13 protein-coding genes are annotated in these 13,276 nt (G+C 43.1%); 6 read left to right on the top strand and 7 right to left on the bottom strand.

Going from position 1 to position 13,276, the window contains the following annotated elements; translation table 11 throughout:
- Positions 1-62: 62 nt before the first annotated feature.
- Positions 63-1,082: a UDP-N-acetylmuramate dehydrogenase gene (gene murB, locus ACFQ3S_RS11270; RefSeq protein WP_377164389.1), complete on the bottom strand. Its 1,020-nt coding sequence runs from the start codon at positions 1,080-1,082 to the stop codon at positions 63-65.
- Positions 1,083-1,157: 75 nt separating this feature from the next.
- On the opposite strand from murB, the gene ACFQ3S_RS11265 reads away from it, so the two are divergent.
- From ACFQ3S_RS11265 to ACFQ3S_RS11255, 3 genes are read left to right on the top strand one after another with little or no spacing between them, the layout of a single operon-like run.
- Positions 1,158-1,388, top strand: coding sequence for a DUF433 domain-containing protein (locus ACFQ3S_RS11265; RefSeq protein WP_377164387.1), 231 nt, complete (start codon positions 1,158-1,160; stop codon positions 1,386-1,388).
- A 1-nt stretch (position 1,389) separates the two neighbouring features.
- Positions 1,390-1,584, top strand: a complete 195-nt coding sequence (locus tag ACFQ3S_RS11260) for a DUF5615 family PIN-like protein (protein WP_377164385.1) — start codon at positions 1,390-1,392, stop codon at positions 1,582-1,584.
- Positions 1,550-1,720, top strand: coding sequence for a DUF5615 family PIN-like protein (locus tag ACFQ3S_RS11255; RefSeq protein WP_377164383.1), 171 nt, complete (start codon positions 1,550-1,552; stop codon positions 1,718-1,720). The genes ACFQ3S_RS11260 and ACFQ3S_RS11255 overlap by 35 nt, the downstream gene beginning before the upstream one ends.
- A 59-nt stretch (positions 1,721-1,779) precedes the next feature.
- On the opposite strand, the gene ACFQ3S_RS11250 is transcribed toward ACFQ3S_RS11255, so the two are convergent.
- Positions 1,780-2,220 (bottom strand): sterol desaturase family protein, encoded by a 441-nt coding sequence (locus tag ACFQ3S_RS11250; RefSeq protein WP_377164381.1) that lies wholly within the window; start codon positions 2,218-2,220, stop codon positions 1,780-1,782.
- 709 nt (positions 2,221-2,929) lie between these two features.
- Positions 2,930-4,333: a dihydrolipoyl dehydrogenase gene (gene lpdA, locus ACFQ3S_RS11245; RefSeq protein WP_377164379.1), complete on the bottom strand. Its 1,404-nt coding sequence runs from the start codon at positions 4,331-4,333 to the stop codon at positions 2,930-2,932.
- A gap of 379 nt (positions 4,334-4,712) precedes the next feature.
- Between lpdA and ACFQ3S_RS11240 the strand changes: the two genes are divergently transcribed.
- The 3 genes from ACFQ3S_RS11240 (at position 4,713) to ACFQ3S_RS11230 (ending at position 9,238) form a co-directional block, all read left to right on the top strand.
- A complete protein-coding gene (locus ACFQ3S_RS11240) occupies positions 4,713-6,302 on the top strand; it encodes a M1 family metallopeptidase (protein WP_377164377.1) in 1,590 nt (529 codons plus the stop codon).
- A 162-nt stretch (positions 6,303-6,464) separates the two neighbouring features.
- Positions 6,465-8,180, top strand: coding sequence for an ArnT family glycosyltransferase (locus tag ACFQ3S_RS11235; RefSeq protein WP_377164375.1), 1,716 nt, complete (start codon positions 6,465-6,467; stop codon positions 8,178-8,180).
- Between the two features lie 14 nt (positions 8,181-8,194).
- Positions 8,195-9,238 (top strand): hypothetical protein, encoded by a 1,044-nt coding sequence (locus ACFQ3S_RS11230; RefSeq protein ID WP_377164373.1) that lies wholly within the window; start codon positions 8,195-8,197, stop codon positions 9,236-9,238.
- Between the two features lie 304 nt (positions 9,239-9,542).
- Here the strand turns inward: ACFQ3S_RS11230 and ACFQ3S_RS11225 are convergent, their stop codons facing one another.
- The 4 genes from ACFQ3S_RS11225 to ACFQ3S_RS11210 form a co-directional block, all read right to left on the bottom strand.
- A complete protein-coding gene (locus ACFQ3S_RS11225; protein WP_377164371.1) occupies positions 9,543-10,277 on the bottom strand; it encodes a head GIN domain-containing protein in 735 nt (244 codons plus the stop codon).
- 109 nt (positions 10,278-10,386) lie between these two features.
- Positions 10,387-10,725, bottom strand: a complete 339-nt coding sequence (locus tag ACFQ3S_RS11220) for a hypothetical protein (RefSeq protein ID WP_377164369.1) — start codon at positions 10,723-10,725, stop codon at positions 10,387-10,389.
- Between the two features lie 165 nt (positions 10,726-10,890).
- Positions 10,891-11,706 carry a metallophosphoesterase gene (locus tag ACFQ3S_RS11215; RefSeq protein ID WP_377164367.1) on the bottom strand — a complete coding sequence of 272 codons (816 nt, stop codon included), beginning with the start codon at positions 11,704-11,706 and terminating at the stop codon, positions 10,891-10,893.
- Positions 11,707-11,757: 51 nt separating this feature from the next.
- The gene (locus tag ACFQ3S_RS11210; RefSeq protein ID WP_377164365.1) at positions 11,758-13,167 is read right to left on the bottom strand and encodes an alpha/beta hydrolase family protein; all 1,410 of its coding nucleotides are present in this window, start codon (positions 13,165-13,167) and stop codon (positions 11,758-11,760) included.
- Positions 13,168-13,276 lie beyond the last annotated feature (109 nt).

The following is a 13,276-nucleotide window of genomic DNA, read 5'->3' as shown; positions in this document are numbered from 1 at the left end:
GTTTGAATACAATACCCTACGTATTGTTCACATTTTTGGATTATACAGCTAAAGTGTAGGTATTACCTGATAATATTCACTTCCCGCTCGAGTGTTACACCAAATTTAGTGTACACACTGTCTATGATTTGCGACGACAGGTCATAAATTTCCTGTCCGGTGGCCCCGCCATGGTTTACCAGTACTAATGCCTGGTTTTTCCAGGTACCTGTGCGGCCTACGGTTTTACCTTTCCAGCCACATTGTTCAATTAACCAGCCTGCTGCTAATTTAATAAACCCTTCTCCCGCCGGATAGTTTGAAATAGCCAGATAATCTTTAACAATACCTTCAAATTGCGCAGCTGCAATCACCGGGTTTTTAAAAAAGCTCCCTGAATTACCAATGGTAGACGGATCGGGCAGTTTAGATACCCTAATGGCCGATACCACTTGTGATACATCTTTAATAGTAGGCGCACTAATGCCACGACTGTTTAACTCCTGCTCAATGGCCCCGTAGCTTAAATTCAACTTAGGCCTGGCCGATAGCCTGAATTTAACCGAGGTAATAATATACTGCCCCTTTAAAGCCGATTTAAAAACACTTTCGCGGTAACCAAACTTGCAACCGTCTTTATTAAAGATCTTAATTTGCCCGGTTGCTATTTCAAACGCGTGGCAACTTTCAAATACATCTTTCAGTTCTACACCATAAGCGCCAATATTTTGTATAGGCGATGCTCCTACCGAACCCGGAATTAGACTCAGGTTTTCCATGCCGGCAAAATTATGGTCCACACAGTAGTTCACCAGGTCATTCCATACCTCGCCGGCACCAGCTTCCACAAATACGGTATCGTGGTTAATGCGATGCTCAATACCGCGAATGTTCATGCGGATCACCAATCCGCTAAAATCTGTCACCAATAACAGGTTGCTGCCGCCGCCTAAAATTAACCGTTCAGTTTTATGCCATTGCGGGTCTATAAACAGTTCGGCCAGTTCTTCTTCCCTGCTAATCTCTACAAAGTACCGGGCTTTGGCCTCAATACCAAACGTGTTAAAATTTTTAAGTGAAACGTTTTCTTCGATCTGTAGCATGGGGATATTCAGTTCTGATAGTGGAGTGCAAATTTCGGAATTTTATTTTACCTATACATATATGTATATTTGAATATGGCACAGCAGGTAGATTTTACAGCCTTTATTGAAATAGACCCCGAAATACGTTTTAGGCGGCCGGTTATTAAAGGTACACGTATAACCGTATACGATATTTTGGGATGGCTTGCGGCTGGTCAGTCGCATCAGGAAATTTTAGAAGATTTTCCGCAACTGGCTGATGAACATATACTGGCATGCTTAGCTTATGCTGCCAATAAAGAAAGAAAATTAAAAGTCAGCTAAAATGCGACTGCTTATTGATGAAAATATTTCATGGCGATTAAAGCGATCTTTACCCCAATGGGATATACTTCCAGCTAACGAAATAATAAGTACAAGCAAAATTACTAACACCACTATTTGGCAATACGCTAAAACAAATAATTATACCATCTTAACTTTTGATGAAGATTTTTGTGGAATTGCACAATCTCAATAGCTATCCGCCCAAAATTATTTGGTTAAGAATGGGTAATGTGACCACACAGGGAATTGCGCAACGTTTAGTTCAATTGCAAACAACTCTTATTAGTTTTATTGAGGATAGTTATTCAGGCGTACTGGAAATTTATTAATTATTGATAGGTGATATTTCGATATTGCTTGAGTAACTAATTGGTAAAACAAACAGTTTCTACCGCTTAAAATACTTCTTACTCGCTACCAGCAATCCAAACTCTTCCGATGGATTTTTCTCCGTGGACTTATGATGAATCTTATGCGCCCTGCGGATGCTGAGCAAATACTTATTGGTGGTTTTAAACGATTTGAAACGGTTGTGGATAAACCAATCGTGAAAAATAAAGTAAATGAAACCATACACGCTGATTCCCACGCCTATCCAAAAGCCGTAATTCAGCGTTGCATGTCCCTGCCACATCAGCCACATCGATAAAGCTGCAAACCCCAAACTAAACACATCATTCAGCTCCAACCAGCCGTGCCGTTCCTGGTGATGGGTTTTGTGGATAAACCATAGCGGCCCATGAAACAGGTATTTATGTATAAACCAGGAAAAAGCTTCCATGGTAGCGATGGTAAGTAAAAGAATAGTGATGCTTATTAATACATTCATTGTATCAAATATCAACAAAGTTTGAATGATTTTGTGCTAAGTGCTTCATTTTAGGACAGTGCGTTTGAACTTTGGCTTTGTGCAGATACACTTACTTCGTCTGCTCTTGACCGCGAGAGGCCCATTACTTTTGTCATAGCCACAAAAGTAACAAAAAGGCCTATCTATAGCGATCCCTGCCCTCACACAAGCTATACTCCCGGCCGGGCGCTATGGATGCGCTTTTTTTAGCTTGCCTGGACCGGAATTTGCTGAATTAAATAATTTACAGAATTTTTGTAAATCTGAAACTATAGCCGAAAACTTGTTTTCCAAACCTACGTCGGCCGGAGGCCGAATAATAGTTGCCACTCGGCTGGAGCCGAGCGGCGGCGGGGAAAGCAACCGCTACTGTTAAAAGAAGCGTGGGCATTGATGGCACCCGGCCGGGAGCTGGCCTTGTGTGCAAAGGCAGGGATTGCCATCAATAGGCCTTTTTGGTTCTTTTGTGGCTATGACAAAAGAACTGGCCTCTCCGGCCAAGAGGAGACGAAGGAAGTTAATTAGCACTAACCCAACTTCAAAACGCAATACAATGTTACTTCAACATGATCTCTTACTAACGTTCGAGATGACAAAGTGATTTAAAGGTACTAAACCAAAAAAGTTGCAAGATCAACGACCTTGCAACTTTCTATATTAATTAACTGAGTAACTCAGTAACCAATTATTAAATATGAATCGCCCTATTCTCGGTAGCAGCTAAACAAGCTTCGCGGATGGCTTCGGTATAAGTAGGGTGAGCGTGGCTCATACGGGTTACATCCTCGGCACTGGCACGGAACTCCATGGCAACCACACCCTCGGCAATCATATCGGCCGCACGCGGACCAATCATGTGCATGCCTAAAATTTCGTCGGTTGTGGCATCGGCCAGTACTTTTACAAAACCGTCAATATCCATACTGGCGCGCGCGCGGCCACTGGCTTTAAACGGGAACGATCCTGATTTGTATTTAACACCTTTTTCTTTCAGCTGCTCTTCGGTTTGGCCAACGCTGGCCACTTCTGGCCAGGTATAAACCACACCCGGTATCAGGTTATAATTAATGTGCGGTTTTTGTCCGGCTATTAATTCGGCTACAAACGTACCTTCATCTTCGGCCTTGTGAGCCAGCATAGCGCCACGTATTACATCGCCAATGGCATAAACACCTTTAACGCTGGTTTCCAGGTGCTCGTCTACCGTAATTTTTCTGCCGCGTTCTTCCACAGTAATACCAATATTTTCTAAGCCTAAGGCTTCGGTATATGCTACCCTACCTACGGCTACCAGGCAGTAATCGCCTTTTAATTCTTTCTTTTCGCCTTTTGGGGTATCAAAAGTTACGGTTACCTCTTCGCCGGCTACGGTTGCACCGGTTACTTTGTGTCCCAGGTAAAACTCCATTCCCTGTTTTTGCAATACCTTTTGTAATTCCTTACCCAGGCTTTTATCCATTGTAGGTATAATAGAATCCATAAACTCTATCACCGATACCTTGGCACCTAAACGGGCATATACCGAACCTAACTCCAGGCCAATAACACCGCCGCCAATTAACACCAGGTGTTTAGGAACTTCGGGCAGTTTAAGCGCCTCTGTTGAGGTAATGATGCGTTTTTTATCGACAGGTAAAAACGGAAGGCTCGATGGTTTTGAACCTGTGGCAATAATTACGTTTTTGCCGGTAATGGTTTCTTCGGTACCATCTTCCTTTTTAATAACAATGGTGTTTTTATCTTTAAACGACCCCATACCCTGGTACGAGGTAATTTTGTTCTTTTTAAACAAGAAGCTGATACCGCCGGTGGTTTGTGCCACCACTTCATTTTTGCGGTTAATCATCTGGCTAAAGTCTATCGAAAGATTATCCAGGTTAATTCCGTGTGTTTTAAATGTATGCGCTGCGTTGAAATAATGCTCGCTCGAATCGAGCAGGGCTTTCGACGGGATACAGCCTACGTTTAAGCAGGTACCGCCAAATGTGCTGTACTTTTCAATACAGGCAGTTTTTAAACCCAGTTGGGCACAACGTATGGCAGCCACATAGCCACCAGGACCCGAACCTATAACGATTACATCATATTGCATATCAGTAGTGTATTTTTATTGGTGCCCAAAGGTACTATTACCTGCTATAAAACGGGTAATATTTTAGTAAAGATTAGGTTGGATATCGGGATTAATCAGCGCTAACAGGCTGAATCAAGCATCACATTATTTATATAAAGGTAATTAGTTACCTTGAATCTCTTAAATCATTGGGGCGTTGCCTTTGGCCCGCGCTTTCCGCTCATACTGCACGGGCCTTAGCCACGGGCCGGTATCCGCTCCTATCGCTAACGCAAACATAATTTTGTAACTTGTGCTCGTGTTCATAAACACAGCGTAATTATATAAATATATGTTTAAAAAACTTACTTGGGCAGTTCTGTTTGCATTATTATCTCTCAACACATCAGCCCAGCTCATGCAAAAAAAAGAGACCTACACCCGTGCCGATACCCTGCGCGGCATGCTTACCCCGCTGCGTACCTGTTACGATATTAATTACTACCACCTGGATGTGAAGTTCGATATTGATAACAAGTCGATCAGTGGCAGCAACCTGTTTAAGTTTACGGCTACGCAAAATTTTACCAAGCTACAGTTCGATTTGTATGAGAACCTAGCCGTAAACAAAGTGGTGTATAAAGGCAAAGACCTTACTTTTACCCGCGAGGCCAATGCCGTGTTCGTTACCTTTCCTAAGGCTATAACCAAAGGCAGTAAAGATGAATTTACCGTATTTTATGGCGGCAAACCTACCGTGGCCAAACGTGCCCCCTGGGATGGTGGCGTGGTATTTACAACCGATTCGTTGGGCAAACCCTGGTTAGCTACGGCCTGCCAGGGTGCAGGTGCCAGTATTTGGTGGCCTACCAAAGATCATCAGAGTGATGAGGTGGATAGCATGCTCATCAGCATTAGCGTAACCAAGGGTTTGAAAGACGTATCGAACGGCCGCCTGCGCAAAACCACTGAAATGCCGGATGGCTACACTAAGTTCGATTGGTTTGTGGCTAACCCCATTAACAATTACGACGTAGCCGCCAACATAGGCGATTACACTCACTTTGCAGATACTTACGATGGCGAAAAGGGTAAGTTAACACTCGATTACTGGGTGTTGCCATACAATGCTGAAAAAGCCAAAGCACAGTTTGGCCGCGATGTAAAACGTATGCTTCAAGCTTTTGAAAACTGGTTTGGCCCCTACCCCTGGTATGAGGATGGTTACAAATTGGTAGAAACCCCACACCTGGGTATGGAACATCAGAGCGCGGTAGCCTATGGTAATAAATACCGTAACGGATACCTGGGCCGAGATCTATCGGGCACGGGCCGTGGTTTAAACTGGGACTTTATTATTGTGCATGAAAGCGGGCACGAGTGGTTCGGCAACAACATCACCAGTAAAGACATTGCCGATATGTGGATTCACGAAAGCTTTACCAATTACTCCGAATCGTTATTTATTGAAGCATTTTACGGTAAACCAGCTGCCCGGGAATACTTACAAGGTCTGCGCCGCATTATTCAGAACGATATACCCATCATTGGCCCTTATAATGTAAACAAGGAAGGTTCGGGAGACATGTATCCAAAGGGTGCTAACTTGCTAAATACCGTGCGTACCCTAATTAATGATGATGCCAAATGGCGCGGCATTTTGCGTGGCCTCAACAAAACCTTTTACCACAAAACCGTTACCACCCAACAAGTGGTGGATTATATTAACAAAGAATCGGGCATGAAACTAACCCCTGTTTTTGACCAGTACCTGCGCTACACTAAAATCCCGGTGCTTGATGTGAAATTTGAGAACGGTAAAGCCATGACCAAATGGACCGCCGATGTTCCTAACTTTAATATGCCGGTTAAAGTACGCGTTAAAGGCGGGGAGTACCAGTTTATTAAACCTACCACCACGTTTACCACCGTGAATCTCCCGGGCGTTACCAAAGATAACTTTGAGGTTGATATGGCTGGCTTTTACATTAAGGTGAAAACAGAATAAAACTGCAGAGGCAAGAGATAAGAAACAAGAGACAAGTTATTTACAGTTGATCAAAGTGTAATTGCTGTTCCTTTTTAAGGTTAAACTTGTTTCTTGTTTCTTATCTCTTGCCTCTATCTTCCCCCTTAAATACCTACCTTTGCCGCAGTTACCTGTGTAAACATGCTGCTTGCTCCGTTAAATAAAGCTACTTCTAACAAGTACATCCTGTATTTTTTAATAGGGTGGACGGTGCTGAACGTTTTACAGGCGGCAACCCTGGGTGTACATGCCGATGAGGCCTACTACTGGGTTTACTCCCGCTTTTTAGATTGGGGTTATTACGACCATCCGCCCATGGTGGCCTTGTTTATTCGCATAGGTGACAGCCTTATAACCAACGAGTTAGGCCTCCGGCTACTAACTGTAATCACCAGCACCTTATCGGTTTACTTATTATGGTTAATAGCCCGTAAGTACGAGGCCGATGCACGCTGGTTTATGCTGCTGCTGGCGGGAATATTGGCCTTGCATATTTATGGCTTTACCACCACGCCCGATGCGCCCCTGCTGTTCTTCACCATTCTGTTTTATTATGTATATCAGCAGTATCTGCAAAAAGACAGCTGGCTGTTAGCCCTGTTACTTGCCGTGGTGGTTACCTTGCTGCTTTACAGCAAGTACCACAGCATCTTGCTTATATTTTTTACGTTGCTGGCTAACCCCGGCATGTTTAAACGGCTTTCGTTCTATGTTATCCCGGTAATAGCTGTGGTGCTTTATTTGCCCCATATTTTATGGCAGGTGGAGCACAATTACCCATCGGCTAGTTATCACCTGTTCGAACGTTCGGCCGAAAGTTATGATTTTGCTCGTACCTATATGTTTGTGCCGCTGCAATTGCTAATAGCGGGTCCGCTTATAAGCTGGTTCTTATTTTATTATGCCTTTGGTAAAAGTGTAAATGATGATTTTACGCGTTGTTTAACCTTTAATGGCATTGGCATCTTTATATTCTTTTGGCTCATCACCATTAAAGGCAACGTACAACCACATTGGACGCTTATTGGATTGGTTCCCCTGCTACTGCTTACACTCATCAGGTTCAAACAAAGCGGCTTTCAACCACTATGGTTTTACCGCCTTGCATTCATAAACGCTGGCCTCATCGTGCTGTTCAGGATATTGCTTGTAGCCGGTATCCCCGCTGTTAAAAACTGGGAACCCGTTAAAAACTATTTTCACTATGATGAATGGACGCGGCAGATCAAGCAAAAAGTGGGTGATAATTATGTGATTATGCCGGTAGGTTTTCAATCGGCTTCTAAATACAATTACTACACCCGCAGCCTTAAAGGTTTTGCTTACGATGTATTTGATTATCGCCGTACCCAATATGATATTTGGCCTATTGAGGATAGTATGCAAAACAAAAGAGCCTTTTACATGGCTCCCTTCCCGCTACACGGCCTAAAAACCGACAGCATTAAAACCATTACCGATAACTGGTATGGCATTTGGGTAAACAAGGTACGCAGCTATCAAAAAATCGATATCAAAACCGATAGTTCTAAAATTACAGCCAAGCCCGGTCAAACTATAAAACTCAAGCTGGAAATTTATAACCCCTATAGCAAAACAGTTAATTTCAGCAATACTACTGTACCCAACGAGGTAGCTTTAAGGGCCTGCTTTTACCACCATAACGAGCAACCACAAATACAAAAAGCCGGTGAAAGTTTTAACCATATCCGCATTTTGCCGCATCAAAAAGCAAGCTATACTTTTACCTTTACAGCGCCAGTTAAAAAAGGCAGGTACGATCTTGTTTTTTCTATCCGTACCACACCTTTCCCCGGCGGCCGGAACAGCCGCGCTATTAAATTTACCGTTCAATAAATAAATGCTGCTTCATGAATAAAAAGTTTTACCTCCTTATATTTCTTCTGCTTGTCACCCGCCTGGTACAGGCCCAGCAAAGCCTCGATATTAACTTTAACGGCTTCGGCTTTTTAGATAACCGCGAATACCGGGCCTTTACCGAACGATCGCGCACGTACTCGGGCGCCCGGCTGGCCTTGGATGTGGGCCTCAACTTAGACAGCCTTAACCATTTTATGGTAGGTATAAACGGCATACACGAGTTTGGTGCCAAACCCTACTTTTTACGGGTGGACCCGGTAGCTTATTATAAATTTGAAAGCAGCAAATGGCTGTTTAATGCCGGTATGTTTCCGCGCGCGGGATTGCTGAGCAACTATCCGCGCGCTATTTTAAATGATACGCTGATGTATTACCGCCCCAATGTAGAAGGCTTGCTTACCCGTTACCAGGGCGAGCATGGCAACATTACCCTCTGGCTGGATTGGGTGAGCCGCCAAACCGCTAACGACCGCGAGCAGTTCTTGTTCGGCACATCGGGCAAGTATTTGCCAAACGCGTTTGGTCCGCTGTATGTATCGCATTACTTTATGTTACTGCACGATGCCGGTCCGGCGGTATCAATTCCTGGCGATCATATCCGCGACAACGGTGCTGCGCAGATCAGGCTGGGTTATAACTTCGGTAAACGGACCATGTTCGATTCCCTTTCGGTTGAAGCTGGCGGTATGGTATCGTTAGAACGCGAGCGGAGCAGTGCAGCCGGTGGCGGCGGATGGAACACCCCGCTGGGTGTAGTGGTGAGCGCTTATGCCAGCTACGGTCGTTTTGCCCTGCATGATGAGTTTTACAAAGGCGAGGGACATACCGTTACTTATGGCGATTCATTTTATCAAAAAAAGATTTATAACCGGTTAGATATTATTTACACGCCTTTTTTGTTTAAGCACATAAAAGGGCAGTTTATTTTAAGCCTGCATCAATCGCCGGGGCAGTTGAGCGATAACCAGCAAGCCTTTCGTATTGTATATGATTTAGGCAGGAAGAAGATCTTAAATTTTAAGGATGATAATTAGGGTAGGCTACCGCAAAGCCCGTCATGCCGAATTTATTTCGGCAACTCACTCGCTAAGTATCCTTGTTGATTAGCGACTTTCACCTGGTTGATGGGTTGCCGAAATATATTCGGTATAATTGGTACTGCTAAAGCGGCAAATGCTTCGACAGGCTCAGCATAGCAGATTAAATTCCTGTGTCAGTCTTGTCGAAGATTTAGCAAAGTGGCAAGTGCTTCAACAGGCCCAGCATAACAAAATAGATATTTACATAAACAGGAAAGGCGCATAAAGCGCCTTTCCTGTTTAATATGGTTAAGTTGTATTAAAATTTACTGATATCGCCGCTGCCCGATTTGGAAGTAGCCACATTTTTAGCCGCACCGGTATAATGTACATCGCCCGAACCGGCTACGGAAGCATCCAGCTTATCGCTTACATTTACTGATGCATCGCCGGAGCCTACTACCCTTACGGTAGCGTTAATGCTGATGAGGTTGCGGCCCGAATAATCACCCGAACCCGATACCTTAACGACCGAATTGTCGGCACGGCCCGTCAGCGTAATATCACCCGAACCTACTACAGCAGTTTGTAGGTTTTTTACATCAATTTTACCAGTAATATCACCCGATCCGCTTAAATTAACAATTAGGTTTTGTGTACGGATACCATCCTTAAAATACACATCGCCCGATCCGGTTAAGCTGATAGCGCTCAGATCTTTGGCCGTAACCCTTACTACCCTCTTTCTATCTCCACTCCAGTTCCAGCTAAAACCGTTAGTGCTTTTGGTGTAAATTTTGAGTACGCCGCCTTTTACTTCGGTTATAATTTTATCTATCACCTCATCATCCGCTTCCACCTTTACCGATTCGGTACTGCCCTGGGTAATGTAAACATCAAAAGACCCCGCCACATTAACCGACGAAAAACCTGACAGGTGACGGTCTTGTATTTCTATACTATATGCTTTGGCAACAGGTAAAGGTTTGGCATAGGTAAGTGTTACACTTAATGCCAGCGCGGCAGCCAGCAAAACTTTGTTTAATGATTTCATGTGATTTATAGTTTAATATATGGATAAGACGCCGGTTACCTGCAATAGGTTACAGTGTTTATGCTTTTATTGGTACGCTTTTCAGAGCCAAGTTAGGCAACCGTTAAACTCATTCTCTTATCCACAATATTACACCATACTTTTTCTCTTTTATTTCGGTAGCAGACAGGATATCGAATTCGAAGGTTGTATTATCTGTTTTCACCTTTAACAACGACCCTTTAATGTCATGTTTTCCACGGTAAACAATATCACCGCCTGGCGCAATATCGGCGCTTCCATCGGGCTTTAAAACCAGGTACCAGGCACTTACATAACCGGGCGTAGTGTCTGCAGGTAAATTCTTTTGTATGAATACTTTTTCCTGATCAACTTCAATTTTGTCTTTTTTGCAGGCACTCAAAAACGCAGATAAGGCAAGTAGTAAGGTTAGTGCCAGTTTTTTCATGAGGTTGGTTCTTGTTATTAAACCCATACGGATTGTTGGCACCATTCGATACACTGATTTAACAATTATCTTACAACATCATCTTCATAATAAGAAACGGGCTTCGGTTTAATCTACTTGTATGCGAAAGCAATATGTTATTAAATGACGTATTAAGTATGTTATTTACATATTAAAAATTGCAATTTCAGCCCTTGCACCAAACCTTACTGGTATCAGGCTTGTACCAATACCTTTAGAAACGTAAAGATTCATGTGCTTATTTTTATACCAGCCTTTTACAAATTTGCCGCTTCCCTGTGGTAAAAAAGGAATGATACCCGCTATGTTCACTTGCCCTCCATGCGTATGACCGGATAGTATAAGATCTACAGGTATGCTTTTGTTTATTTGTAATGGAATTACAGCGCTGTACTCGGGACAATGATTTAAAACAACATGCAGGTCACTTGCTTTAAATTTTATAACCACATCTTCAATATCAGCTTTACCTCCTACGTAATCATCTACACCGGTAACCGATATGGTTTTACCCCTGAAAGTATATTGTTTGGTTTCGTTAATCAGCAGATCGCAATTATGCAGGTTATAAACGCGCTTCAAATCTTTCAGGTCCACTTCGCCCCAATATTCCCAATTTCCCAGAATGGCAATTTTTTTGATTCCCGTATCAATAAGTTGCATAAAATCATTCAACAGGTTCATGTTTTTTGCTTTATCAATCGAGTCGCCGGTTATAACTATCAAATCGGGCCGTATTTTATTAATCTTTTTAATGATCCATTTGTGATAAAAGCTCAATGAGTTTAAATGCAGATCGGAAACCTGGAGAATTTTAATGCCGGTATTGGGCTTGCTTAAAACATCATTAAATTCATTGACTTCGATAAAGAATTTTTCAAATAGCAACGAATCAAGTACAACGCCAATAATACTAAACGCTACAACTGCCTTTATAAACTTACGCCTTGTCCAACTCATTTATAATATTAAATCGCTATACTATTAGTAAACAGTAATATATTAACTTGGCTACGGCAAGGCAGTTATCCAATCTGTAACCTTTGTCAGCACTGCCGGATTTACCGTTTCTTCCAAGCTTCCGTATTCACTCACACCGCCAGTTTTGGCCTGTTGAAACAAATGGTTTAAACCCGGCATAGGTACTTCCTGATGGTTTTTGTTACCCGCTTTTTGCAGGCTATTGCTAATACCGGCCAAATTAGCAACGCTGTTTACCTGCATATCCAACGTTCCGTTGAGGGCAAGCACCGGGCATGTGGTTTTAGCTAAGTAACCAGTTGGGTCCATCCCCAAAAAGTACCTGAACCAAGGCGTAGTTACTGTATTGATGCTGGTTTTAATGATGTCTTCCAATTTGCCTTTACCTAAAGCGTTCGATGGGTACTTTTTCCATTCTTCAGTTAAAACAGCCGTTAGCTTCATCTCCAATTCCTTCTTTAGCATATCGGGGTTATCTTTAACTACATTGTAAATCCTCTCATTGGTAGCAGCATTCATTTTGGCTATTTTATCAGAAGCGCCGGACTGGCGGGTAATGTCGGCCGTTTGCCTCGCCATTAACTGGGTAATAGGAATACCCGGTGCTGCAAGCAATACTACAAATTTTACAGCCTTATTTCTGCTGGCTACCATGGGCGCTATTAAGCCGCCTTCGCTATGACCGGCCAAGCCAATTTTCACGCCTTTCATATCGGGTCTCAACTGCAGATAGGTAACAGCCGCTTCGGCATCATCAGCAAAATTGGCAGTGGTGCCGGTTTGAAAATCACCTGTAGATTCCCCTACGCCACGGTCGTCATACCTTAACACGGCAATGCCCTTACGGGTAAGCCAATCGCTCCACACCAAAAATGGCCTGTGATTAAACGGTCCCATATCTTCATTGCGATTTTGAGGGCCCGAACCGCTAATTAACACGACCACTTTAGTTACTTTACCATTAGCAGGGAGCGTTAACGTACCGGCCAGCTTTACACCGGCTTTGGCGTTCTCAAAGGTTACCTGTTCCTGTTTATAAGGGAAGCTTACCGGATCCTGCGAACGGGCCACAAGCGGTGCTGCCGCCATTGGTTTAGCGGTTAAAACGAGGGGAAGCTGCATACCACCCTGACTGAATGTTCCCTTTACTTTATTACTATCGGGCAAAAAAGTACCGGTGTATTTTATGCCAAATTTTGATGCGTCTATAAATAACTGATTATCTGAAAAAGTAGTTTTATCGGTAGCTAATCCCTTTGCTCCCTGGTTAGGGCTATCCATCAACGTGGTGTAAGTATCGCCGCTTTTAGAAACATGAAACACCAGCGGAATAGTAGTTCCCTGAACACTTAAATTTCCATACCAATCACCAACAATACCCTGTGCATAGGTGGAGCTGATTATTAACCCCAGCAAACATGCTAAAAGCACTTTTTTCATAAAAGAGAATTTCTGTTGATTGCAATTATTGCCAATTGCGGTTCCAATATACAAAAAAAGCCAACTGCCTTAATCAAAGACAGGTGGCTTTAAATATTAACGGCAATCC

The sequence above is a fragment of the Mucilaginibacter terrae genome (genome assembly GCF_042679325.1).
GTDB classification, from domain to species: domain Bacteria; phylum Bacteroidota; class Bacteroidia; order Sphingobacteriales; family Sphingobacteriaceae; genus Mucilaginibacter; species Mucilaginibacter terrae.
This window is presented reverse-complemented; position numbering and strand designations above follow the sequence as displayed.

What these genes read in the sequence shown, in the direction of transcription:
- ACFQ3S_RS11235 (WP_377164375.1), top strand. Translation starts at nt 6,465, where the DNA reads ATGCTGCTTGCTCCGTTAAATAAAGCTACTTCTAACAAGTACATCCTG.
- lpdA (WP_377164379.1), bottom strand. Translation starts at nt 4,333, where the DNA reads ATGCAATATGATGTAATCGTTATAGGTTCGGGTCCTGGTGGCTATGTG.
- ACFQ3S_RS11240 (WP_377164377.1), top strand. Translation starts at nt 4,713, where the DNA reads ATGCAAAAAAAAGAGACCTACACCCGTGCCGATACCCTGCGCGGCATG.
- ACFQ3S_RS11220 (WP_377164369.1), bottom strand. Translation starts at nt 10,725, where the DNA reads ATGAAAAAACTGGCACTAACCTTACTACTTGCCTTATCTGCGTTTTTG.
- ACFQ3S_RS11225 (WP_377164371.1), bottom strand. Translation starts at nt 10,277, where the DNA reads ATGAAATCATTAAACAAAGTTTTGCTGGCTGCCGCGCTGGCATTAAGT.
- ACFQ3S_RS11215 (WP_377164367.1), bottom strand. Translation starts at nt 11,706, where the DNA reads ATGAGTTGGACAAGGCGTAAGTTTATAAAGGCAGTTGTAGCGTTTAGT.
- ACFQ3S_RS11230 (WP_377164373.1), top strand. Translation starts at nt 8,195, where the DNA reads ATGAATAAAAAGTTTTACCTCCTTATATTTCTTCTGCTTGTCACCCGC.
- ACFQ3S_RS11250 (WP_377164381.1), bottom strand. Translation starts at nt 2,220, where the DNA reads ATGAATGTATTAATAAGCATCACTATTCTTTTACTTACCATCGCTACC.
- ACFQ3S_RS11210 (WP_377164365.1), bottom strand. Translation starts at nt 13,167, where the DNA reads ATGAAAAAAGTGCTTTTAGCATGTTTGCTGGGGTTAATAATCAGCTCC.
- murB (WP_377164389.1), bottom strand. Translation starts at nt 1,082, where the DNA reads ATGCTACAGATCGAAGAAAACGTTTCACTTAAAAATTTTAACACGTTT.
- ACFQ3S_RS11255 (WP_377164383.1), top strand. Translation starts at nt 1,550, where the DNA reads ATGAAGATTTTTGTGGAATTGCACAATCTCAATAGCTATCCGCCCAAA.
- ACFQ3S_RS11260 (WP_377164385.1), top strand. Translation starts at nt 1,390, where the DNA reads ATGCGACTGCTTATTGATGAAAATATTTCATGGCGATTAAAGCGATCT.
- ACFQ3S_RS11265 (WP_377164387.1), top strand. Translation starts at nt 1,158, where the DNA reads ATGGCACAGCAGGTAGATTTTACAGCCTTTATTGAAATAGACCCCGAA.